Annotated in this window: 19 protein-coding genes and 1 pseudogene; 14 read left to right on the plus strand and 6 right to left on the minus strand. The window is 55.6% G+C overall.

The genetic code is table 11. From position 1 onward, the window contains the following. The first annotated feature begins 182 nt into the window (after positions 1–182). Positions 183–587 (plus strand): DUF4168 domain-containing protein, encoded by a 405-nt coding sequence (locus ENI00_RS16915; protein ID WP_304104943.1) that lies wholly within the window; start codon positions 183–185, stop codon positions 585–587. A 101-nt stretch (positions 588–688) separates the two neighbouring features. On the opposite strand, the gene ENI00_RS16920 is transcribed toward ENI00_RS16915, so the two are convergent. Genes ENI00_RS16920 through ENI00_RS16930 form a run of 3 tightly spaced genes read right to left on the minus strand, consistent with a single transcriptional unit; the run spans position 689 to position 3684 of the window. Then, positions 689–1492, minus strand: coding sequence for a mechanosensitive ion channel family protein (locus ENI00_RS16920; protein WP_304104946.1), 804 nt, complete (start codon positions 1490–1492; stop codon positions 689–691). Between the two features lie 8 nt (positions 1493–1500). Continuing rightward, positions 1501–2811 (minus strand): hypothetical protein, encoded by a 1311-nt coding sequence (locus ENI00_RS16925; RefSeq protein WP_304104948.1) that lies wholly within the window; start codon positions 2809–2811, stop codon positions 1501–1503. A 33-nt stretch (positions 2812–2844) separates the two neighbouring features. After that, positions 2845–3684 carry a 23S rRNA (adenine(2030)-N(6))-methyltransferase RlmJ gene (locus tag ENI00_RS16930; protein WP_304104950.1) on the minus strand — a complete coding sequence of 280 codons (840 nt, stop codon included), beginning with the start codon at positions 3682–3684 and terminating at the stop codon, positions 2845–2847. 212 nt (positions 3685–3896) lie between these two features. On the opposite strand from ENI00_RS16930, the gene ENI00_RS16935 reads away from it, so the two are divergent. The 5 genes and pseudogenes from ENI00_RS16935 to ENI00_RS18825 form a co-directional block, all read left to right on the plus strand. After that, positions 3897–5195, plus strand: coding sequence for an imelysin family protein (locus ENI00_RS16935; protein ID WP_304104953.1), 1299 nt, complete (start codon positions 3897–3899; stop codon positions 5193–5195). Between the two features lie 16 nt (positions 5196–5211). After that, positions 5212–6627 carry a di-heme oxidoredictase family protein gene (locus ENI00_RS16940; RefSeq protein WP_414674279.1) on the plus strand — a complete coding sequence of 472 codons (1416 nt, stop codon included), beginning with the start codon at positions 5212–5214 and terminating at the stop codon, positions 6625–6627. An 11-nt stretch (positions 6628–6638) separates the two neighbouring features. Next, positions 6639–7688: an imelysin family protein gene (locus tag ENI00_RS16945; RefSeq protein WP_304104956.1), complete on the plus strand. Its 1050-nt coding sequence runs from the start codon at positions 6639–6641 to the stop codon at positions 7686–7688. Positions 7689–7701: 13 nt separating this feature from the next. Next, the gene (locus ENI00_RS16950) at positions 7702–8802 is read left to right on the plus strand and encodes a DUF1513 domain-containing protein (protein WP_304104958.1); all 1101 of its coding nucleotides are present in this window, start codon (positions 7702–7704) and stop codon (positions 8800–8802) included. Between the two features lie 98 nt (positions 8803–8900). Beyond that, positions 8901–9285 (plus strand): annotated as a pseudogene (locus tag ENI00_RS18825) (MFS transporter); the annotation flags it as partial. 131 nt (positions 9286–9416) lie between these two features. Here the strand turns inward: ENI00_RS18825 and ENI00_RS16960 are convergent. Beyond that, positions 9417–11057: a methyl-accepting chemotaxis protein gene (locus ENI00_RS16960; protein WP_304104963.1), complete on the minus strand. Its 1641-nt coding sequence runs from the start codon at positions 11055–11057 to the stop codon at positions 9417–9419. A 376-nt stretch (positions 11058–11433) separates the two neighbouring features. Further along, positions 11434–11727 (minus strand): hypothetical protein, encoded by a 294-nt coding sequence (locus ENI00_RS16965; RefSeq protein ID WP_304104966.1) that lies wholly within the window; start codon positions 11725–11727, stop codon positions 11434–11436. A gap of 180 nt (positions 11728–11907) precedes the next feature. Between ENI00_RS16965 and ENI00_RS16970 the strand changes: the two genes are divergently transcribed. After that, entirely contained in the window at positions 11908–13173 is a 1266-nt protein-coding gene (locus tag ENI00_RS16970) for an alkane 1-monooxygenase (RefSeq protein ID WP_304104969.1), read from the plus strand. On the opposite strand, the gene ENI00_RS16975 is transcribed toward ENI00_RS16970, so the two are convergent. Further along, a complete protein-coding gene (locus ENI00_RS16975; protein WP_304104972.1) occupies positions 13148–14950 on the minus strand; it encodes an acyl-CoA dehydrogenase in 1803 nt (600 codons plus the stop codon). The two genes, ENI00_RS16970 and ENI00_RS16975, sit on opposite strands and share 26 nt — an antisense overlap. A gap of 220 nt (positions 14951–15170) precedes the next feature. On the opposite strand from ENI00_RS16975, the gene ENI00_RS16980 reads away from it, so the two are divergent. The 7 genes from ENI00_RS16980 to ENI00_RS17010 all read left to right on the plus strand — a co-directional run bounded on the left by ENI00_RS16980 (position 15171) and on the right by ENI00_RS17010 (position 21461). Further along, positions 15171–15335 (plus strand): hypothetical protein, encoded by a 165-nt coding sequence (locus ENI00_RS16980; protein ID WP_304104975.1) that lies wholly within the window; start codon positions 15171–15173, stop codon positions 15333–15335. 307 nt (positions 15336–15642) lie between these two features. Further along, positions 15643–18444: a monovalent cation/H+ antiporter subunit A gene (locus ENI00_RS16985; protein ID WP_304104977.1), complete on the plus strand. Its 2802-nt coding sequence runs from the start codon at positions 15643–15645 to the stop codon at positions 18442–18444. Further along, positions 18444–18812, plus strand: coding sequence for a Na+/H+ antiporter subunit C (locus ENI00_RS16990; protein ID WP_304104980.1), 369 nt, complete (start codon positions 18444–18446; stop codon positions 18810–18812). The genes ENI00_RS16985 and ENI00_RS16990 overlap by 1 nt, the downstream gene beginning before the upstream one ends. After that, positions 18809–20347, plus strand: coding sequence for a monovalent cation/H+ antiporter subunit D (locus ENI00_RS16995; protein WP_304104982.1), 1539 nt, complete (start codon positions 18809–18811; stop codon positions 20345–20347). The genes ENI00_RS16990 and ENI00_RS16995 overlap by 4 nt, the downstream gene beginning before the upstream one ends. After that, positions 20347–20835: a Na+/H+ antiporter subunit E gene (locus tag ENI00_RS17000; protein WP_304104985.1), complete on the plus strand. Its 489-nt coding sequence runs from the start codon at positions 20347–20349 to the stop codon at positions 20833–20835. Before ENI00_RS16995 ends, ENI00_RS17000 begins: the two co-directional genes overlap by 1 nt. Further along, positions 20832–21101: a K+/H+ antiporter subunit F gene (locus ENI00_RS17005; protein WP_304104988.1), complete on the plus strand. Its 270-nt coding sequence runs from the start codon at positions 20832–20834 to the stop codon at positions 21099–21101. Before ENI00_RS17000 ends, ENI00_RS17005 begins: the two co-directional genes overlap by 4 nt. A 27-nt stretch (positions 21102–21128) precedes the next feature. Next, entirely contained in the window at positions 21129–21461 is a 333-nt protein-coding gene (locus tag ENI00_RS17010) for a Na+/H+ antiporter subunit G (RefSeq protein WP_304104991.1), read from the plus strand. The last annotated feature ends 81 nt before the right edge of the window (positions 21462–21542 follow it).

Here is a 21542-nt window from a genome sequence, read left to right on the forward strand (position 1 = left end):
CATCGACATAATTGCCACAACCTTTTGCCACATGTGGCATTTCGCCACAACCTCCATTACTTCAGATTAACGATTAATATTGTCCAAATTATTGATTGTTATAGATAAATATATAATTCAAACAAGTGGCACGGCGCTTGACTAGTATCTGGTGATCGCAAATAACACAGGAGAAGTTGATTATGAATATGAATAAACTACTCGTATCCGTTACTGCATCCATTGCCCTGCTTGCGACTGCACCCGCCATGGCAGAGCAGAACCAGCAAAGCCCGGCATCCACCGGGGATTCAGGCAGCTACTCAAATCCGGCTGCGGCAGGTACTCAAAAAACCAACTACACCGATGCTGAACTGAAAAAATTCATCGAGGCGCAAGGGGGCATTACCGGTGTACGGGAAGAGTACATCGAGAAAATTGAGAGCGCAGATTCCCAGGAAAAAGCCCAGAAACTGCAGATGAAAGCCAACGATGAGATGGTCTCCGTCATCGAAGACTCAGGCATGGATATCCCAACGTATAACGCCATTGCCACCGCGTACAGCAGCGAGCCGAAGGTACGTAATCGCATTGAAGCCTTGATGTAAGCACTGGCTGAGCCAGACGCGTTTCACGTCAGGAAAGCCCCGCACGGGGCTTTTTTCGTTCGACAGTCAAGTTTCGTTCGATCGTCAACCGCGCTCGTGGATCAATCAACCGCAACCGGCACTGACACAAACTTTACGCCCTGGCGTGCCAGCTCCGCTGAGCCGCGCGCTGTGAGTTCGGAAATAAACTGAAACTGTTCCCTGGGATTAAACGGGTAAGCCTTGAGCCGGTAATGCATTCCCCAGGGTTTGTTGAAAACGATCACCGATACCGGGTGCCAGGTTTTTGTACGGGGGCTCGTGAAGGCTATATCACGGAGTAGGTCCCTCACCTTGCCGACATCATGATTTGCCTCCAGATGGAAATCTGCCACACACATGAGGTTATCGGTGCCGTCATTGCCGTTGGCAATCAGGGAGTTCCACAATTTATTGTGGGGGATGATCACCACCGTGTCGTCGGGCGTGACAATCTCGGCAGCACGGGTATTGATGGCTCGCACTTCACCGTACTGTCCATCCACTTCAATCCAGTCGCCTGGCCGGTAGGGCATCTCGTAAAGCGTAACGATCCCGGCAATCAGACTGTTGGCGTAATCTTTGAAAGCAAAACCAAGTGCCAGCGCCAGAGCGCCAAAAATGGCCACCATATTCTGGAATGACGGTTCCACCAGAATCGGAACGACGATCATCACAGTGGCCAGAATGATCACGAGGCGAAGTAGGGGTACAGAAGCCAGCAGGTACAAACGTGGCCTACCGCCCAGCTTGTGCGCAATGCGGGGAAGCACCTTCTGAATGGCTACCGTCACCAACGAAGCGATCACAATAACGAGCAATGCCTTCAACATCGCCTGCCCGGTTATAGAGGCAAAGGCATCCTTGATTCCAAGATCATCTATCATAATGGCTCCTAGAATTGATCAACCGGGAATCCCCAGCTTTGCAAGTGGCGCCTGGCAGTAGGGTAACCGATGGCTGTTACTCGCCAGCATTGGCATGCCTGATCGAACGCCACCAGTTCAGCGCGCTTCAAGCGGGACAACACCATGCTCAGTTCGTGGGCAGACACACCGGTAACCGATTCCAGCGAAGGCGCATCAAGACCGTTATGCAACAGCAGCCCGTGCAGCACAAAGCCGGTGACGCTTTCCTTGCTCTGAGGCATTAATGGCAGGCTGAGCCGATTCAAAGGTACCACCCAACAGTCTGCATTCAGGTTCTGCGCTTGTGACTTTTGATCTGCATCGTCCAGCCTGGCGTCCTCATCCGGGCGGGCCCGCAACGATCTCTGCCAGATGGCCAAAGCCACGCCTGGATTGCCACGAGAGGTTGCAGACAGGTCTCGCAAAAACGTACTGTATTTGCGTTTGTTGCTCTCTTTATGTTCGTTACTGTCTTTACCTGACGGAACCTCTTCAGGTTCGACGAGCGGCAGCACATACAGGCCATTATCGGTCATCTTCGCGGTGATGGATGATTTGCTGCCGCCGGCCGCCAAGTGCGAAAACCAGACCCCTAGCCGCTCGGAGTTCATTGGCGCCGTCGTCCAGGGTGACATATGCGCATTCTCGATATAATGTCCCCAATATTGCCAGCACCAACTTGAGCTTCCCACAATACCGGCACCTGCGTCGCCATTCGCGATGCGGCGGAACAACTCCTTGACCAAAGCCAAACCGGAAAGGCACCGAAGCCAGAAATCTGCAAGTTCCGGGATCACCCAGGGGCGTGATAAATCCTGATTGTCCCACCATTCACGGGCGGCCTGATCATCAAGCAACAACGTGTCTGGCGGTGAAATTACCCGCAACGCATCAACACTGTTTTCGCGGTTGTCAGACCGGAAAGGTTCTGAAAAGTGGGCAAGGGCCTGCTGCAAACCGGAAAACGGCGGTGCCACAAGGCAAATAACCTCCCGGCTGAGCGAACCCTCCGAACGCGCGCATTCAAGGGCACACGCAATAGCCAGAGCCTGATGTGAGTAATCAGGTTCTGGCGCCAGCCGTCTTTGCTGTGCGGTGGATAACTCCGGCAGTTGATCCATGTTTTCAAAGGATTCTTCTGCCTGGGACACGCCCGCTTGCAACTGCATCAGAGCGTGGCGTATCGCATCCTTGAGTGAACGCCGCACCGATGTCTCCGGCAGCGTCCACTGATCAGCGGGCATAAGCCCTCCAGGAAGACAGGGGTCAATCGTGTTCTCGTTGGCGTTATCCTTCAAAAAAACTCCTGCATGCCAAAACGGTGAGCCGGTTTATTCAGGTATCAGCCAGTTGTGTTCGTGTGAAAAACCCAGCGCCTGATCTCCGGCAATATCGTCAATCATGGCAGAAAAACGGTCATCAAACCCCCACGGCGGATTAACAACCAACAACCCCGAACCCGTCATGCCCCGCTCCGGAGGCGTTTTCAGATGAATTTCACTGCACCACACTTTACGCAACGGGCTCTCTTTTACAGCCTGTTTCAGCGCAGCATGCAAGCCGGTGGTAAGAATCGGAAACCAGACAAGATAAACCCCATGGCGGCACTTCTGCCAGGCTTTGAGCAGCGTCTTCGCAACATCAGCGTACTCGGATTTGACCTCATAAGAGGGATCGATCAGCACCATCAATCTGGGATGCACGGGGGGCAGTTGTTTCAACAATCCCTTCAGGCCATCTTCGTGCAGCACCCGCACTCTGCGACCTGTTGCCCAGTTGGCAAGCTGGCCACTTTCAGAGGGATGCAGCTCAAACGCCGTTAACGAATCGCCCCGGCGCAGAGATCGGCGAAACCAGGCCGGAGAGCCCGGATAAACACCCAACCGTTCCTTATCGACATTGAAACTCGACAACCCTTGCGTAATCGGTTGCCAGTCTTCCGAACGTAAACCACTCCGACAAGCCCAGAGCTTTTGCACTCCTGCATCTGCTTCTGCCGTTTTCCGGGCCCGTTCGCTGTCAAGATCGTAGATCGCACTGCCCGCGTGCGTGTCAAAGCAGGCGATAGCCGAGGCTTTCGCCTGCATCATGGACAAAACCAGCGTTAATGCTCCGTGCTTCTGAATATCCGCGAAATTGCCAGCGTGGAAGGCGTGAAGATAACTCAGCATAAATAAGCTCCTGTAAACAGTGGCTATTAGGCCCGAGCGCACGCCGTTCGTGCAAGGCCCTCCAAGGCTGGGGCCTCCTAAGCTGGGCCCTCCAAGGAAAGCCCCCGCACTCAAGGCAAACCCACCCTTGCGCTGTTGTGCCTATGGCAACATAGTTGTGAACGATAATGCATCCGATTACCATAACGGTTCCTCGACCCTCGGAGTTCTCAATGAAAACACTGTTTCGCCCGGCCCCGTTGGCACTCATTATTGCCGCTGCACTAAGCGCCAGCTGCGCTAATGCCGCCCTGTCGGATTCGACCGCCGCCCAATCTGCCACCAAGGCCTCGGTTGTAGAGCATTACGCTGATCTCGCCCACGCCGGTTATGAGGATGCGTTGATTACTGCCAGGGCCCTGGACAAGGCGACCGATAGGTTGATTGCCAACCCGACAGAAGCAAACATGAAAGCGGCCAAGGAAGCATGGCTTGCCGCTCGTGTGCCCTATCAACAAACAGAAGCGTTCCGTTTTGGTAACGCCATCGTCGACGACTGGGAAGGCCAACTGAACGCCTGGCCCCTGGATGAGGGCCTGATCGACTATGTAGAAGCCGACGATTACCAGTATGAACTGGGCAACGCAGGGGCGACGGCAAATATTATTGACAGCAAAAACATCAACATCGGCGGCGAAACCCTTGATGTACAAAACCTGACGCCTGAGCTTCTTGCCGGCCTGAATGAGATTGGGGGCTCGGAAGCCAACGTTGCCACCGGCTACCATGCCGTTGAGTTTTTACTTTGGGGCCAGGACTTGCACGGTTTTGAGCTTGGTAACGGCGACCGCCCGGTGTCCGACTATGCCACTGGTGCTGATTGCACCAACGGCCATTGCGATAGGCGCGGGGACTATATGGATGCCGTAACCGACCTTCTTGTTTCAGACCTGAAATGGATGGTTGCCCAATGGGCACCTGGTGCTTCTGATAACTATCGCAGCCAGCTCATGAACGCCGACGCCGGCGAAGGTGTGCAGAAGATGCTGTTTGGAATGGGCACTCTGTCGCTGGGCGAACTGGCGGGGCAGCGTATGAAGGTGGCTCTGGAAGCCAACTCCTACGAAGACGAGCACGATTGCTTCAGCGACAACACCCATAACTCCCACTACTACAATGGCCTGGGCATCCAGAACGTATACACCGGCAACTATCGCCGAATAAACGGCGACCTGGTATCCGGCCCGTCCCTCTCTGACCTGGTAGAACAGAGCAACCCGGAACTGAACGCCCGCCTGAGTTCTCAGCTGAGCGCCTCCATGAAAGCGCTGAGCGCGTTGAAAGCCATGGCCGAGTCAAGTCAGAACCCCATGCCGTTTGACATGATGATTGCACCAGGCAACGCCAAAGGCGCCAGCATTGTAAACAGAGCGATCATGGCCCTGGTTGAACAAACCGGTTCCATTGAGCAGGCAACCCGCCAACTGGGCCTTGAAACCCTGTCGCCGGACGAAGCCGGGGATTCTTTCTGACATGCCGCGAGAAGCAATGACCCGAACACAACGAATGATGGCACTGCTGCCGCTGCTGTTCTGCATCGGCCTGCCGGTTTACGCCGGCACGCACGCAGGTTTTCCGCTGCAGAATACGCCCAAAACCGGCGGCGACGGCACGGTAGACCAGTTCGACACCAATGCTTACTCCCTGCCCCAGGGCAATCTTTCCATGACCAAGAGTCTGGATTTCAGCGTGGGTAACAGTTTTTTTCGCAACCCCTGGGTTGAGGCGCCCGCCAGCACCACTGCGCGGGATGGACTGGGGCCTTTGTTCAATACCAACTCGTGTCAGGGCTGCCATATAAAAGATGGTCGCGGTCATCCGCCCGGAAGCAATGAGCGGCCAGTATCGCTGTTTTTGCGCCTGTCCGTTCCTGCAGACCCGGATATTGACGCAGAGATTCTGCGCACTCACGGCATCAAACCGGCACCGGTTTACGGCAGCCAGCTACAAACGGCTGCCCTGCCCGCCGCCAAGCCTGAAGCCGACTTGGTGCTGACCTGGAATACGGTAACCAGAACGCTGTCTGACGGCACACGGGTGGAACTGCGCGAACCCGAATACCGGATCGAGAATCCGAACTACGGGCCTCTGCCAGACGATCTTTTGATGTCTCCCAGAATCGCACCACCCATGATTGGCATGGGATTGCTGGAAGCCATCCCGATTGCGCAGATCGAGGCAATGAGTGATCCGCAGGATGCAAACGGTGATGGCATTTCCGGAAGACTTAACCAGGTATGGGATCTTGCAACCGAGCAGACCGTGCCCGGTCGTTTCGGCTGGAAAGCCGGCGAACCCGGTGTGCGCCAGCAAAGCATGAACGCGTTTGCCGGAGACATGGGCCTGACCTCCAGCCTGAGACCCACAACTGACTGCACACCGGAACAGGCCTGCGATCGCTTTCCCGACGGTGACCATCCAGAGGTGAGTGACAAAATCGCAAACTTTGTTACCTTTTACGCCAAGAGCCTGGCCGTGCCAGCGCGACGGAATATGGAAACACCCTCTGTTCAGCAAGGCGCGCGACTGTTTAACGAAACCGGGTGCGCAAGATGCCATACGCCCCGGCACACGACCGGAACAGACGCCGACCGCCCGGATTTGAGCAACCAGACGATCTGGCCTTACACCGATATGTTGCTGCACGACATGGGACCGGCCCTCGCCGATGGGCGCAGGGAATTTCTTGCAGACGGCAACGAGTGGCGCACACCGCCCCTTTGGGGCGTTGGCCTGGCGCAAACAGTCAATACGCAAGCGGGCTTTTTACACGATGGTCGGGCGCGAACTCTGGAGGAAGCCATACTCTGGCACGGCGGCGAGGCCGAGCCGGCCAGCGCACGTTTCAGCCAGTTCAGCGTGAATCAACGGCAGGCTTTGCTCGACTTCCTCAAATCACTCTAACGGAACCCGACATGAAGCAACTGACAATCTCTGTGTGCCTTGCCTCAACGCTGGCAGCGGCCCCGTTGATGGCCGCTGACGCCAATAACCCGGAGGCCCAACCCGCCGATTACCGGGCACAGTGGCACAGCGATATTCTCACGGGTTATCAAAACCTGGAGGCGCGAAGCCAGACTCTGGCCGCTCAGGCTGAAACCTATTGCAAAACACCCTCATCCGAGGGGTTTGAGCAAACACAACGCGCCTGGCGTGATGCGTTTCTCGCCTGGCAGCGGGTTAGGTTTGTGAATTTCGGACCGGTAAAACGGGGCAATCTCGATTGGCAATTTCAGTTCTGGCCAGACTCCAAGAACCTCGTAGCTCGCAAAGCTAAGTTTCTGCTCAAAGGTAATACTGCAATCACTCCCGAAACAATCACTGAGTCCGGGGTGGCGGTTCAGGGCTTTCCCATGGCGGAGTATTTGCTGTACGACCAGGACTTCAACAAAAGTGACAAGGCCCTTCCGGCGGAACACGCCTGTCAGTTGCTGATCAGGGTAACCGATCATATCGCCAACAACGGCGAAACCGTGGCGAACGCCTGGGGCGATTTTCAAAAAAACTACGTAGAAAACGATCAGTACACAGACCTCACGATTCGCGCGGCCATGGCCGGCATTGAACTTCTTGAAGAACGCCGGCTCGCGCAACCCATGGGCCTTCGGGGCACCGGCAAACGCTCTGTCTATAGTGCCGACGCCTGGCGCAGCGGCGCCAGCCTGATCGCCGCAGATGCGACGATACAAGGCTTACAGCAACAATTTATGCCCGCCTTTTCCAGACTCCTCAAGGATCACGAGCAGGCCGACCTTGCAAGGCGAATTGCCGAGCAGCTTGACGAAGCGCACGCCAAATTCCCCGAGCTCGACCGCCCAATGGGGCCTTTGTTGACGAACGACGAGGAGTTCCGGGCAATGCAAAGCCTCTATGTGCATGTTTCGCAGGCAAATGTTCTGCTGAGCGATCAGGCAGCCGCGGCGCTTGGCATCGTGCGAGGCTTCAATTCCACCGACGGAGATTGAGGACAACTCTGCCATGCCTGAACTGACCCGTAGACGCCTAATGAAAGCTGCCCTTGCGGGTAGCGCAGCGATCACATTTTCCGGCTGCAGTGTATTACCCGGCAGGGCCAACCCTCACGGCCCGCAGCATTACACGGGCGCCATCGGCCTGCCAGACGGCCGTTTTGCGGTGGGTGCTGTCGCCCCGGACGGCAGCCTGCTCTGGCAATCTCCCGTAAGCACCCGCTGCCACAGTGGCTGCAACCGCCCGAAAACAGCCGAGGTGGTGTTCTTTGAACGCCGGCCCGGCTGGGCATTCTATGTGCTCAACAGCAAAACCGGCGTGCGGTTGCATCGCATTGAAGCCGCTGAAGGTGAGCATTTCGTGGGCCATGGCATATTTTCGCCAGATGGTCGTTTTCTGTATGCCCCGGCTAACCGCTACGAACCCGGAGAGGGCATCGTGGCGGTGTATGACAGCCAACGGAGCTATCAACGGGTGAATACGTTTGAACTAAACGGTATAGGCGCGCACCAGATCATCCTGCATCCTGACGGCCAAACGCTGATTGTCGGGCTGGGCGGCATTCTGACTCACCCGGACTACGGCCGAATCAAGCTCAATCTCGACACGATGGAGCCGGCATTGGTTCTGATGGACCGCCACTCAGGCCAGATTCTCGGCCGGTTCCGCCCATCCCGCCACCAACTCAGTACCCGGCATGTGGATGTTGCGCCAGACGGCAGCATTTACGCAGCGTATCAATATCAAGGGCCGGCGCATCATTTGCCGCCACTGGTTGCACGCTATCGCAACGGTCATTACGAAGAAATTGATCTGGGCGTTTCAGTGCATCAGGAACTGGGTAATTATATTGCCAGCATTGTCGCGCACCCGGAGAACGACCTGGTTGCGATCGCATCGCCCGTCGGCGGCACCGCACTGATATTCAACAGCCGCACGGGCGAGGTGGCTGAAAAAGCCTCCATAGAGGACTGCGCAGGAGTGGAAGCTCTGGCCGGTGGAGACTTCATGGTTTCCTCCGGCCGTGGTAAGTTGATCAGAATGGGCAAGGGCCGACCCGCCATTGAGATTGCCACTCTGCCGGTAAGCTGGGACCATCATCTTGTCTGAGCAAAAATACTTTCAAACGACACCACCTCTTTAAAAGACGGCGCCAACGTGTTGACCAAACTGGGTGACCTTCTTACCAGCCCCAAAACGGTGTTGGCATGGCGGCATGTGTCTGGTTTCTTGAGGGCTGTGCTGCCGGGGCTGGCATTATCGCGGCGTTGATCGTGTTTTCTCTGGCGCGGCAGGCTCTCAGGCCTTGCGGCCACTCTTGGCGGCACAGCAACGGTTATCCTGACCGTTTTGTTGTTCCGGGAACAAAACGACCCATCTCTCGCATTTTATAGCGTGTTTCTCCTGTTGGCCGCCGGGCTCTGGATTATTGCCGGCTTCCTGCTCGCGAGCGTGGAGGAATACAAAGCTGAAACCGGTGGTGGTGGCAACGCCATGTCAGAAGCCTTCAAAAACTTGTCATTACTGCGTGACGACGCTCTGTTTCGTCACTTTGTTATCACCCGTGCGCTACTGTTGTGCTCGGCCTTGGCGTTTTTTGCGCTGAGCATTGCCCATGCAGGCGTATGACCGGGCCGGAAAACCTGTCTGGTGGACATGGCGGGGGGCATTTCTGTCGCCGAGCGGATACGTCAGCCCGGGTGTGTTGCGGGCTCGTCTACTCGTCAATGCTTATCCGGACGGTATCCAAGCCGGAAGCCGCCCCAATGCCGGCCGTTTACGTAAATCGGCACAGAGAGATCGTGCATAACCTCGCCTGTGTCGCGGCGATAGGTTTGTAGCAGCATGTTCTCTTTATGACTGCCACAGCGAATACCCGTGCGATCGTTAAACAGGCGCTTGCTTCGGCTACGGACAAGATCAACCTTGGGATCGCCAGTAAAGGCATGGGCGAATTCACGGTTATGGGTGGGTATATACCCGTCCGGTGCGGCAACAATCGCAAACACCAGGGCCGGGTGCGAGCTCTTTACCTGTTCCTGCACCTCAGGCAAAACCTTGTCGGTAAACGAGTCAAAGCTGCTTGAGTACTTGGCAGGTTGAGTGCCCTGGATGGGCGTTCTGGTTTTATCAAACAATTGACCTTCTGTTTGCTTGCCATCGCGGATAGCCTGGGCAAAGACCTGGCCGATCTGCTCTGCGCCCGCCCGTGCCTGGTCGTAGAAGAACCTGTGGTAACTGGAACCACTGTTCAGCGCAAACGCTGCGTTGGCTACTTCCGCAAGCTCCATCAACATGGCGGCCTGTTCAGCCAGCGAAACTACGCTGTTGTCACTCTCGGAAATCTGGTCCCTAACGGTTTGAATAGCCGTCAGTACATGGGACAAACTGAGTTCGTTGTTCTGGTCAATCTCTGCGATGCGCGCAACCTGCCGCTGCACTTGATCTGACTGATCGCGTATCCGATCGAGCCGCTCACCGACGGTTTCCACCGAGGCAAGCCCCTCCTCGACGCTGCGAGCAAGGTCGCCAATACGGGTGACAATCAACGCCGTATCCGACCGGATCTCCTGCAGGGTTTCAGCCACCTCGCTCGTGGCCTGGGCGGTGCGACCCGCCAACTGACGGACTTCGTCGGCAACCACCGCAAAGCCGCGCCCCTGATCCCCGGCCCGGGCGGCCTCAATGGCCGCATTAAGAGCCAGCAGGTTGGTCTGCTCTGCAATACCCTGAATCGTGGTGGTTACGCCCTGAATCTTGTTGGATTTTTCATTGAGTTCCTGAATCAGGCGCAGGTTTTCGCCAGACTGCTGGTGCACAACCCGTATGCTGTCAATCGCCGACGTGATGGCCTGTCGCCCCTCGGTACTGGCCTGACTGTTCTGCATGGCCATGGTGGCCGCATCAGTCGCTTGTTGAGAAGACTCCCTTACGGTTTCAGTGATTTGGCCCGCGTAGTCTGCCATTTGCGCGGTTTCCTGAACCTGAAGATCAAGGCGCAGCTTGAGCTGATCCGCCGCATGGGAGACCTGGGCAGCGGATATGGCATTTTTATCGGCACTGCCCGCCAGCGTTTTTATCAGTTCCCGGCCAGAACGGGCATCCTCGAGTAACGGCCCACACCGGGTCCGCAGAGGATGGTTATCAGCGAGCGTTCCGTCATTCAACCCTGCCAGCCCGCGATTTACCGGCTCCAGCACCTTCACAATCAGCAATGCAGCCGCAGCAACAAGGCCGATAACCAGCCCGACTACCAGCGATGCCGGATGCAGACTCAAAAAAGGCGCTACCAAAAAGCTGACGACCGCGAGAACAACCGCGATCACACTCCCCCAAAATACCGTTGCACGATCAAGCAACCCCATAAAAACCTCGTCGTTGTTATTATTTCTGATGGGTGCACAGTTATATGATTATTTTTGAGTCTAAAAACTTGAAGTGGGTTAAGAACCCATACTTTAGCTGACTTAAACAGGTTATCGACCAAACAGCGAACTTCTTAAATAAAAATCGCCAAACCGCCTACGCCGACTGATCCGTGTTTTCATTACGGGGGCCTATGTACTCCATAATTCAGATCCTCGGGATGGGTGCGTGCCGAGCGGATGTCCTGGGTTCAGGAAATTAAAGCGGAAGGAATTCAACCATGGTGCAATTTCAGGATCAAAAAAACCCGTCAGAGCGGGTTTTTTGGGGTCAGGTGGCCGCGTTACCAGCCACCTGCTGAAGACACGACCAAGTTTACTTGGTTACTTCATCATAACCTTCTTCCATTGAATCGCCCGCTTCCTCGGCCGCATCATCCATTTCATCTCCGACGTTTTCGGCACCTTCTTTCATTTCGCCCATCACGCCTTTGTCTTGCCCTGTGGCCTCTTCATAGGTTTCTTCCATCGAGTTACCAGCATCGTCCGCCATTTCTTTAACGTTGTCTGCGGCTTTCCCGAAATCAGCTCCTTCATCGTCATCGGAGCTACAAGCTGCAAGGCCCAGAGTCAAAGACATAAGCAGTGCGCTGAGAGTGAGCTTGTTCATAACATATCCCTCTGTCGGTAAACGTTTATAACCGTGTATAGGGTAAGGCCAGGCAAGGCAGCACACAATTACTTGCTGATTACCCTTTGTTTAACCCGGTTACGCGGCTAGAAATAAGTTGTTGCATTGCCAGATTGTCCGACATAAATTAGATCCAGCGCACCGCGATGGAGAAACACCATGAATGCCAAAACCCATGACAGTCTGAATTCACACACGCCAACCTCCCCTTCAGCACTCAACTCCGGGGAGGCATGGCAAGACCCCAAACGGTATCTTTGGCTTTTAAGCCCCGTCCTGCCCGGTATTGGCTTGGCGGCATTGACCGGATACGCGCTGGCGCCAAAAAAGCTCAAAGCTCTTGCCTGGATTGGACCCGCACTGGTTCACGGCATTATCCCGGCGCTGGATCACGCCATCGGAGAAGATCAGAATAATCCGCCGGAATCGGCCCTTGGCACATTGGAACAGGATAAGTATTACAGCCGAATCGTGAAGGCGTTCATTCCTGCTCAATACGCGATGACGGTTATGGGCGCATGGCTGGCCAGCCGCAAGGACACGCCGATTGAGGACAGGATCGGCTTGGCGCTGACGGTTGGCGCCATCAATGGCGTTGGCATTAATACGGCCCACGAACTTGGCCATAAATCGACCAGGCTCAATAAATGGATGGCTATGGCGGCTCTGGCACCCACCGGGTACACCCACTTTGCAGTGGAGCACAACTTTGGCCACCACAAACGGGTAGCAACGCCGGAAGATCCTGCGAGCAGCCGCATGGGTGAGAGTTTCTGGAGGTTTTTACCGCGCACGGTGTTCGGCGGAATGAACTCTTCGGTGAAGATCGAGACGGCGCGCCTGGCCCGCAAGGGCAAGAGTTTCTGGAGCCGGGAAAACGAGCTGTTGCAAGGCTGTGCAATGAGTGCCGGGTTCTTTGGCGCGACGACACTCGTGTGCGGGCCAAGAGCATTGCCGTTCCTGGCCGCACAGGCCATTTACGGCGCCAGTCTACTGGAAAGTGTGAATTACATCGAACACTACGGGCTGCTGCGCCAGAAAGACAGCAATGGAAAATATCAACGTACACAGCCGGAACACAGCTGGAACAGCAATCAGATTGTATCCAACTTGTTCTTGTATCAATTGCAGCGTCATTCCGACCATCACGCCCATCCGCAGCGCAGTTATCAGGCTTTGCGCCACTTTGAGCAAGCGCCGCAGTTGCCCGGCGGTTACGCATCCATGTTGATACCAGCGTACGTGCCACAGTGGTGGTATGAGGCGATGGATAAGCGGGTGATTGATCACTACGAGGGAGACTTGAATAGAATCAACTGGGCCCCAAACCGAAAGGCGGAGCTAATGTCGAAGTACGCGCACTACGCCGCCGAGGTGGCGGCGAGGGCAGCATCAAAACCTAGAACCACTCCACCTTCATGTTAAGGCAAGTGTCATCCATATTCCGCAACAGCACCAGATCCTGAGCAACCGTCGGCAACTCCCAGTGGAAGAAATACTGGGCGGCCTGGAGCTTGCCCTGATAGAAGTTGCGCTCGTCGTCACTATTGGCGGAAACCAGCGCATTGGCAGCAGCGTTGGCCTGGCGCAACCACATCCAGGCGACGATGATGTGTCCAAACAGATGCAGATAGCAGGAGGCGTTAGCAAGGGTTTTGTCCACTTCGCCGCTCATCAGGGATTTGCCCAGGCTCTGGGTCACCTTGACGGCTTGCTGCAGTGTTTCACTCAAAGACAGCGCCCATTGCTGACAACGATCAGTGGTGGCGCCTTCCAGATCCACCTTCATTTCGCGCATCAGCAATTGCAACCCGTGGCTCTGGTCCTGCCACATTTTGCGCCCCAGCAAGTCCAGGCCCTGAATGCCGTTGGTGCCTTCGTGAATGGGATTCAGGCGGTTGTCTCTCCAGCATTGCTCCACCGGATACTCCCGGGTGTAGCCGGCGCCACCGTATACCTGAATGGCCAGGTCATTGGCTTTCGGGCCGTACTCGGACGGCCACGCTTTGATGACCGGCGTAAGCAGGTCGAGCAGCTTGCCCGCTTCGATGCGCATTTGTTCATCAGGATGGGTATGTTGATCGTCCATCAGGCGCGCGCCATACAAACAAAGGGCCAATCCGCCTTCGCTGTAGGCCTTCTGTGCCAGCAGCATACGACGCACATCCGCGTGATCGATGATCGGAACCTGCGGACTTTCAGGATTCTTTTCGGACGCCTTGCGGCCCTGCAAACGGTCTTTGGCGTATTCAAGGCTGTGCATATAGCCCCGATAACCAATCACCGCCGCACCGAAACCTACGCCTACCCGGGCTTCGTTCATCATCTGGAACATATACTTGAGGCCCTGATGGGGCTCGCCCACCAGATAGCCGTGGCAAGGCGCATCGTCGCCAAAACTGAGCGCTGTAGAGGTGGTGCCACGGTAACCCAGCTTGTGGATTAAACCGGCAAGACTAACGCCGTTGCGATCCAACGGCTGGCCATCTGCGCCTATCCGGAACTTGGGAACAATGAACAGGGAAATGCCTTTTGTTCCTGCCGGAGCGCCTTTGATTTTGGCAAGCACCATGTGAACGATGTTTTCGGTGATGCTCTGCTCGCCACCGGATATGTATATCTTTGCGCCTTTAATCAGGTAGTTATCGTCATCTGTTGGCGTGGCAGAGGTGCGAATGTCCGCCAGTGACGACCCGGCATGGGGCTCCGTAAGCGCCATGGTTCCGGAATAGCGGCCGCTGAGCATGTTAGGTAGAAATTCGGCTTTCTGTGATTCGTTGCCAAAAACGCGAATAAGGTTGGCGGCCGCCGCCGTCAGAAACGGATAGCCCGCTGTGCCGGGATTGGCCGCAGTGAAAAAGCCGTTGCACGCAGCCATAACAGACTCGGGAAGCTGCATACCACCCAGATCGTAATTGTAACGACCGGCAATGAAACCGGCCGCCGCGTAGGCATCGAAGGCCTCTTTTACTTCGGGTAGCATTTCAACCTGGCCGTTAACAAACCTGGGCTCGTCTTTATCAGCGGCGCTGTTGTGGCTGGCGAATTTCTCCCGGGCCATTTTGTCAGCGGTTTCGATGACGGCATCGAAGGTGTCGCGACTGTGCTCGCTAAAGCGGTCGCGACCGGTCAGGCTCTCGGTATCAAGAACGTCGTAGAGCTGGAACGCCAGATCACGGCGGTCTATCAAGGTATCGGTCATGTATACAGCTTCCTGGTAATTGGCTGGGGCCACTTGTTGGTTGCCTACAGGCTCTCATAACCGGGTTTTTCTGGGAACCTGCGTTATGGCATAATCGCGGCCTTTCGTTAACCACGAACATTGTCGCTTGGCCCGGCTTATGCCTTGAATTGGCTTAATGGCCAGTGGCCGAACGTTATCGTAAAGTATTCTGACAGATGTCATGTGGGAGAAATGTGCCATGAACGCACCCGCTCAACAAACCCGGGTTGAAGTTCTTAATCGACTGTACAGCATGAAACTTGAACAGATCGAGCAAGCTGCAAGGCAAGGCTACAGCTTGCGCAACCAAGTGCTGGAAGCCGAAGCCGAGGCCATTTTTAACGCGCTAAAATCCGTCCGGTGACAAGTTGACTTGACCTGAGGGCAAGGGCACGTATTATCAGCTTCCAGGTTTTACAAACGGAGCAACCATGACCGTAAGGTCCTCAGGCTGCATGAACACCTATAATGCCCCGATTACTGCCGATATCGCGCGGCACCGAGGGCGCTTACCTTACTTCCCGGACCCACCTGCCCCCCACTGAATCCTCTCCTGATGCATGCCATGGCCCGCCTTTGAGCAACTTGTGCAAAGTGGCCATCCGGCGACTAGACTCAGGCCAGTACGCCATTTTCATTCATAAGAAAAGAAAACCGTTAACGAGGTTGCGATGTCGCTACCCCTGGTTGTTTTACTGCCGTTTCTTGGGGCTATAGCCGCCCCTTTGTTTGCCCAGGGCGGGCGAACCGCCATTGCAATAGCGTCATCTGTTCCCGCACTGATCGCTTTGGCCGCGTTGTTTCCACACTGGTCTGTTCTTTCAGCGGGTGGCACGGTTCTGGAGAGTTACGAGTGGCTTCCAGCTCTCGGGCTTTCGTTCAGTTTTCGCCTTGATGGATTGGCATTGCTGTTTGCACTGCTGATTCTAGTCATTGGGCTTTTGGTCATACTCTATGCCCACTACTACCTTGAAGCAAAGGAGAACGTAGCCAAGTTTTACGCCCTGCTTCTGTGCTTCAAAGGCTCAATGCTCGGCATAGTGCTCTCTGGCAACCTTTTGTTAATGCTCATCTTCTGGGAACTCACCAGCTTGACGTCGTTCCTGCTGATCAGTTTCTGGACACACAAACAGGATGCTCGGCGTGGTGCCCGCCTGGCACTAACCGTTACCGGCGGCGGCGGTCTAGCCCTGCTTGCCGGCATTCTGCTGATCGGCAACATCGTTGGCAGCTTTGAACTGGAGGACGTGCTCGCCGCCGGCGATCAAATCAAAGCCCACGCCTTGTACCCGGTTGCACTGACGCTGGTTTTGCTCGGTGCCTTTACCAAGTCAGCCCAGTTCCCGTTTCACTTCTGGCTACCCCACGCCATGCAGGCACCGACACCCGTCTCTGCCTATCTGCATTCTGCCACCATGGTAAAAGCCGGCATATTCCTGATGGCGCGCCTGTACCCTGCTCTGGCGGGAACCGAACAATGGTTCTACATGGTGAGTTTCACCGGCCTGGTTACCCTGCTGTTCGGCGCTTATGTCGCGATGTTCAAGCATGACCTCAAAGGCCTGCTGGCCTATTCAACGGTCAGCCATCTGGGCCTGATCACCCTGCTGCTCGGTATGGGCACACAATTGGCCACCGTCGCAGCCGTATTCCACGTGATAAATCACGCCATCTTCAAGGCGTCACTGTTCATGGCCGCCGGCATTATTGAGCACGAAACCGGCACCCGTGACATGCGCCGAATCAATGGGCTCTGGCGCTATATGCCCCACACCGCCACGCTGGCGATGGTTGCCGCCGCCTCTATGGGGGGTGTCCCGTTGTTAAACGGTTTCCTCAGCAAGGAAATGTTTTTTGCGGAATCGCTCCAGCTTAACCTTCCTGGCCTGTGGTCGTGGGTGCCACCGATAGTCGCGACCCTGGCGGGCATCTTTGCCATAGCCTACTCGGCGCGCTTCATTCACGACGTTTTCTTCAACGGCAAGCCGGTTGACCTGCCCATATTTCCGCCCCATGAACCACCGCGTTACATGAAGATCCCGGTGGAAATTCTGGTGTTCGCGTGCATTATGGTTGGCATTTTCCCCACCTTCTCCGTTGGCCCTTTGCTTTATTCCGCGGCCTCAGCGACCCTCGGTTTTGACGCACCCGATTACCAACTCGCGGTGATTCATGGCCTGAACCTGCCTTTGCTGATGAGCTTCCTGGCACTCTTCGGGGGGTTGCTGATGTACAGCCAGCGCCAGCGCTTTTTCGACTTTCATGCTCGCTTCCCTGAAATCGACGAAAAGGCCGTGTTTGAAACGGTCATTTCAAAGTTCGTGAACCTTGCTCACCGTTTCACAAAACAGGTCGAAAATGGCTCTTTGCAGCGCTACGCCATGCTTCTGGTTTTAAGCGTGATCGCGGTGGTCGTTCTGCCCATTGCAGACAACGGCTTTCATATCGGTGAGAACGGTTTGAGCACGATTGACTGGCCCACGGCAATTGCCGCCGGCGTGCTCATGATCTCGGCACTTGCAACAGTGCTGTGGCATCGAGAGCGGTTTTACGCTTTGGTGCTTCTGAGCGTTGTCGGCCTGATTGTTTCTCTCGCATTCGCCCGCTTCTCGGCGCCTGACCTGGCCATGACACAGCTGTCGGTGGAGGTTGTGACCATCGTTCTGTTAATGCTGGCACTCTATTACATGCCATCCTGGACGCCCGTAGAGAGCTCTAAGGCGCAGCGTATTCGCGATGCGCTGATTGCCCTTGCGGCGGGTACCGGTATGACGCTGATCACGCTTGCAATGCTCACGCAGCCGTTCAGCTCGATTTCCGAGTTCTTTCTGGAGAACAGCAAGTCGGGAGGCGGTGGCACCAACGTGGTCAACGTGATCCTGGTCGACTTCCGCGGCTTCGATACCCTTGGCGAGATCACGGTACTGGCTATTGCAGCGCTGGGCATCTACTCCATGCTGAAAAATACCGCGCTGACGCCGCCACCCGGCGACGGCCTGGGGCACGCCTGGACTCGGGATCACTACCCGCTGATGCTACGACAGATTGCCCGGCCCATGCTGCCGCTGGCGTTGATGGTCTCGGCGTATATTTTCCTGCGCGGGCACAACTTGCCCGGGGGCGGTTTTATCGCTGGCTTGATTACCTCTGTGGCGCTGATTCTTCAGTACATCGCCAGCGGCATGATTTGGACTCAGGAGCGCATCCCGTTCCGGTATCATAATATTATCGGCCTCGGCCTGTTGTTTGCGACCATCACGGGCACCGGCAGTCTGGCCTTCGGCTACCCCTTCCTGACATCCACATTTGGTTATATTACCTGGCCCGTTGTGGGCAAATTCGAAGTTGCCTCGGCGATGGTGTTTGATCTGGGCGTTTACCTGGCGGTTATTGGTGCCACCCTGTTGGCGCTTGTGAGCATTGGCCGGCTGTCTCCCCACTCGGCCATAAAGAGCAATCAGGAGAGCGTGTAATGGAATTGTTATTTGCACTGGTGATCGGCACCCTGACCGCATCCGGTATCTATTTGCTACTACGCGCTCGCACGTTTCCCGTGATCATGGGGCTGACGCTGCTTTCCTACGGAGTAAACCTGTTCCTGTTTGCCACCGGGCGTCTCGCTACCGGCCAGCAACCCGTTATTGGAACCGCCGCGACCTACGCTGACCCTCTGCCGCAGGCTCTGGTGCTTACAGCGATCGTGATCGGATTTGCCATGACCGCGTTTCTCGTTGTTCTGTCGCTGCGCAGCCTGGCAGATAACCAAGACGACCACGTCAATGGCGAAGGACGTGAAATGTCCGCCTCCTCGAAACAGGAACGAGAGGTAGCAAGTAAATGACCCACTGGCTTATCGCTCCCATTCTGATACCGCTGCTTGGCGGTATTCTTCAGGTTTTGATGGGTTACGCGCCTATCAGTCTGCGCCGCACACTGGCACTGACCACCACGGTACTGATGCTGGCGTCTGCCATTGTGCTGTTGGTGTTTGCCAGTGATGGCAGCTACCGCATTTACGCGTTTGGCAACTGGCAACCGCCCTTCGGTATCGTTCTGGTTCTCGACCGTTTGGCGGGGTTGATGTTAGCGATCACGGCGATTCTCGCCCTGCTTTGTCATATCTACGCAACAGGCGGAGCCGACAAAGGCAACCGGCAGTTTCATGCGCTGTTTCTGTTTCAGCTGATGGGCTTGAACATTGCCTTTCTGACCGGCGACTTGTTCAACCTGTTTGTTGCCTTCGAGGTTCTTCTGATTGCCTCCTACGGGTTGCTCATGCACGGCGGGGGAACCGTGCGCACGATACCGGGACTGCACTATGTTGCCCTGAACCTGGTGGGCTCGGCCTTGTTCCTGATCGGCGTAGGCATGATCTACAGCGTTACCGGCACCTTGAACATGGCAGACCTTGCCGTAAAAGTTCCGCAAGTTTCCGGTAGCGACCTGAACCTTGTGAAGGCCGGTGGCATGATGCTGTTGGTCGTGTTCGGCCTGAAAGCCGCTGTGCTGCCACTGTGCTTCTGGCTACCAAAAGCCTACGCCAGCGCCACTGCGCCGGTTGCTGCGCTCTTTGCCGTTATGACCAAAGTGGGCATTTACGCCATCATGCGAATCTACCCGCTGATCTTTGGAGACGGCGCCGGTGAGCTGGCGAACCTGGGCATGGACTGGCTTTTCCCTATAGCTTTGATAACACTCAGCATGGGCGTTATCGGCGCACTGGGGGCCGATAACCTGAAAACACTGGTGGCCTGGCAGGTCATCATATCGGTAGGAACCTTGCTGGCCCCCATCGCGCTCGGATCCGTGGCCGGGCTGTCTGCTGCACTTTTTTATCTGGTGAGCACCACCTGGACGGTCGCCGGCCTTTTCCTGGTTTCCGAGCTGGTTGCAAGCCAGCGAGGCACCGCAGCCGACCGCATTGTGACCGCACCAAAAATGCGCCATCGGACATTCCTGAGCGTGCTGTTCCTTATCGGCGCTGTGTCCGCGGCCGGCATACCACCCCTGAGCGGATTCTTTGGCAAGCTGCTGATTCTGCAATCCGTTGAGCCAGGCGTTGAAATGGCCTGGTTATGGGGCGTACTGCTGACCGGCAGTTTTTTAATGCTGATTACCTACAGCCGCGCAGGCAGTATTGTTTTCTGGTGGACTGTCGACGGTGACCAGGAAGCTCCGGAACCCATAAACAGCCGGATTTCAATCGCCACCGTCATCCTGACCTGTCTTACGGTATTGATTGTTGTTCTGGCGTATCCGATCAGTGACTACACACGCGCCACAGCAGAGCAGTTGCACGACAACCGTGGCTATATCAATATCCTGCAAACCCCCATGCATGTTCCACCGAATTCTCTGGGCGAGGAGATACACTGATGCTTGATCGTCTGAATTTTCCTCAACCCGGGCTTAGCCTGACCCTGTTTGTTATCTGGCAAATACTGAGCGAAGGCGTATCCGGCGGCAGTATTGTGCTCGGTTTAATACTGGCGTGGCTGATTCCTCAGTTGACTCACGGCTTTTGGCCGGAACGTCCCGCGGTGGTGAAAATCTGGCGCATGCCGATTTATGTAATGCGAGTGCTGAAGGATATTGTGGTTGCCAGTTGTTCTGTGGCCTGGCTTATACTCAGCCTGCGCACCCCGCGACCGGCTTTTATCAACTATCCGCTAAAGCTTGAACATCCGCTGGCTATATCCATTTTAGCCAGCACCATCTCGCTCACGCCGGGAACCGTCAGCGCAGATATAAGCGATGACAACAAGACCCTGCTGATCCATGCGCTCGACGCCGCCAGCGATCAGGAGGTTATTGACGCCATTCACAATCGCTACGAAAAGCCGTTGATGGAGATGTTCCAATGATCACCATTGCCCTGTACCTGACCATCGCCATGGTCACCCTGGCCGCGTTGCTAAACGTCTATCGCCTGATAAAAGGGCCGGATGAACCAGACCGGGTTCTGGCGATTGATACGCTCAACGTCAATGCCATAGCCCTGATTATTCTGTTGGGCATTACGCTGGGGACCCGGATGTATCTTGAGTCGGCCCTGTTGATTGCGGTTATGGGTTTTGTCAGCACGGTTGCCATGGCCAAATATTTGAAGCGGGGCAGTGTCATTGAATAACTGCACTGCACAAAAAGGAGACAACTCATGAACCCGTTTGCGGAATACGCTATCTCGGCGCTGTTGCTGTTTGGTGGTGCTTTTACGCTGGTCGGCGCCATTGGTCTTGCCCGGCTACCGGACTTTTATACCCGCCTGCATGGGCCCACAAAGGCTACCACCGTGGGCGTGGGCGCTATCATGCTGAGCTCCGTTATCTATTTCAGCGCATCGGGCGAAAGCATTGATATTTCTGAGATCCTGATCACGGTCTTCTTGCTGATGACCGCGCCGGTGAGCGCCAACATGCTTGCCAAAGCCGCCATGCACATAGGCGTGAAAACCGTGGACAACACCGAAGGGCACCCCTGGGAACAGTAACGCCACTGCGGTGTCGTTTTTCTCCGGGCTGACGGAATGATCCCCCAAGCTTCCGGTTTTATTCCATTTATGTCAGATTGA

Origin of the sequence: Marinobacter antarcticus, from assembly GCF_011049865.1 — a bacterium.
GTDB lineage: Bacteria > Pseudomonadota > Gammaproteobacteria > Pseudomonadales > Oleiphilaceae > Marinobacter > Marinobacter antarcticus_A.

What these genes read in the sequence shown, in the direction of transcription:
- ENI00_RS16915 (WP_304104943.1), top strand. Translation starts at nt 183, where the DNA reads ATGAATATGAATAAACTACTCGTATCCGTTACTGCATCCATTGCCCTG.
- ENI00_RS16920 (WP_304104946.1), bottom strand. Translation starts at nt 1,492, where the DNA reads ATGATAGATGATCTTGGAATCAAGGATGCCTTTGCCTCTATAACCGGG.
- ENI00_RS16930 (WP_304104950.1), bottom strand. Translation starts at nt 3,684, where the DNA reads ATGCTGAGTTATCTTCACGCCTTCCACGCTGGCAATTTCGCGGATATT.
- ENI00_RS16935 (WP_304104953.1), top strand. Translation starts at nt 3,897, where the DNA reads ATGAAAACACTGTTTCGCCCGGCCCCGTTGGCACTCATTATTGCCGCT.
- ENI00_RS16940 (WP_414674279.1), top strand. Translation starts at nt 5,212, where the DNA reads ATGACCCGAACACAACGAATGATGGCACTGCTGCCGCTGCTGTTCTGC.
- ENI00_RS16945 (WP_304104956.1), top strand. Translation starts at nt 6,639, where the DNA reads ATGAAGCAACTGACAATCTCTGTGTGCCTTGCCTCAACGCTGGCAGCG.
- ENI00_RS16950 (WP_304104958.1), top strand. Translation starts at nt 7,702, where the DNA reads ATGCCTGAACTGACCCGTAGACGCCTAATGAAAGCTGCCCTTGCGGGT.
- ENI00_RS16960 (WP_304104963.1), bottom strand. Translation starts at nt 11,057, where the DNA reads ATGGGGTTGCTTGATCGTGCAACGGTATTTTGGGGGAGTGTGATCGCG.
- ENI00_RS16965 (WP_304104966.1), bottom strand. Translation starts at nt 11,727, where the DNA reads ATGAACAAGCTCACTCTCAGCGCACTGCTTATGTCTTTGACTCTGGGC.
- ENI00_RS16970 (WP_304104969.1), top strand. Translation starts at nt 11,908, where the DNA reads ATGAATGCCAAAACCCATGACAGTCTGAATTCACACACGCCAACCTCC.
- ENI00_RS16975 (WP_304104972.1), bottom strand. Translation starts at nt 14,950, where the DNA reads ATGACCGATACCTTGATAGACCGCCGTGATCTGGCGTTCCAGCTCTAC.
- ENI00_RS16980 (WP_304104975.1), top strand. Translation starts at nt 15,171, where the DNA reads ATGAACGCACCCGCTCAACAAACCCGGGTTGAAGTTCTTAATCGACTG.
- ENI00_RS16985 (WP_304104977.1), top strand. Translation starts at nt 15,643, where the DNA reads ATGTCGCTACCCCTGGTTGTTTTACTGCCGTTTCTTGGGGCTATAGCC.
- ENI00_RS16990 (WP_304104980.1), top strand. Translation starts at nt 18,444, where the DNA reads ATGGAATTGTTATTTGCACTGGTGATCGGCACCCTGACCGCATCCGGT.
- ENI00_RS16995 (WP_304104982.1), top strand. Translation starts at nt 18,809, where the DNA reads ATGACCCACTGGCTTATCGCTCCCATTCTGATACCGCTGCTTGGCGGT.
- ENI00_RS17000 (WP_304104985.1), top strand. Translation starts at nt 20,347, where the DNA reads ATGCTTGATCGTCTGAATTTTCCTCAACCCGGGCTTAGCCTGACCCTG.
- ENI00_RS17005 (WP_304104988.1), top strand. Translation starts at nt 20,832, where the DNA reads ATGATCACCATTGCCCTGTACCTGACCATCGCCATGGTCACCCTGGCC.
- ENI00_RS17010 (WP_304104991.1), top strand. Translation starts at nt 21,129, where the DNA reads ATGAACCCGTTTGCGGAATACGCTATCTCGGCGCTGTTGCTGTTTGGT.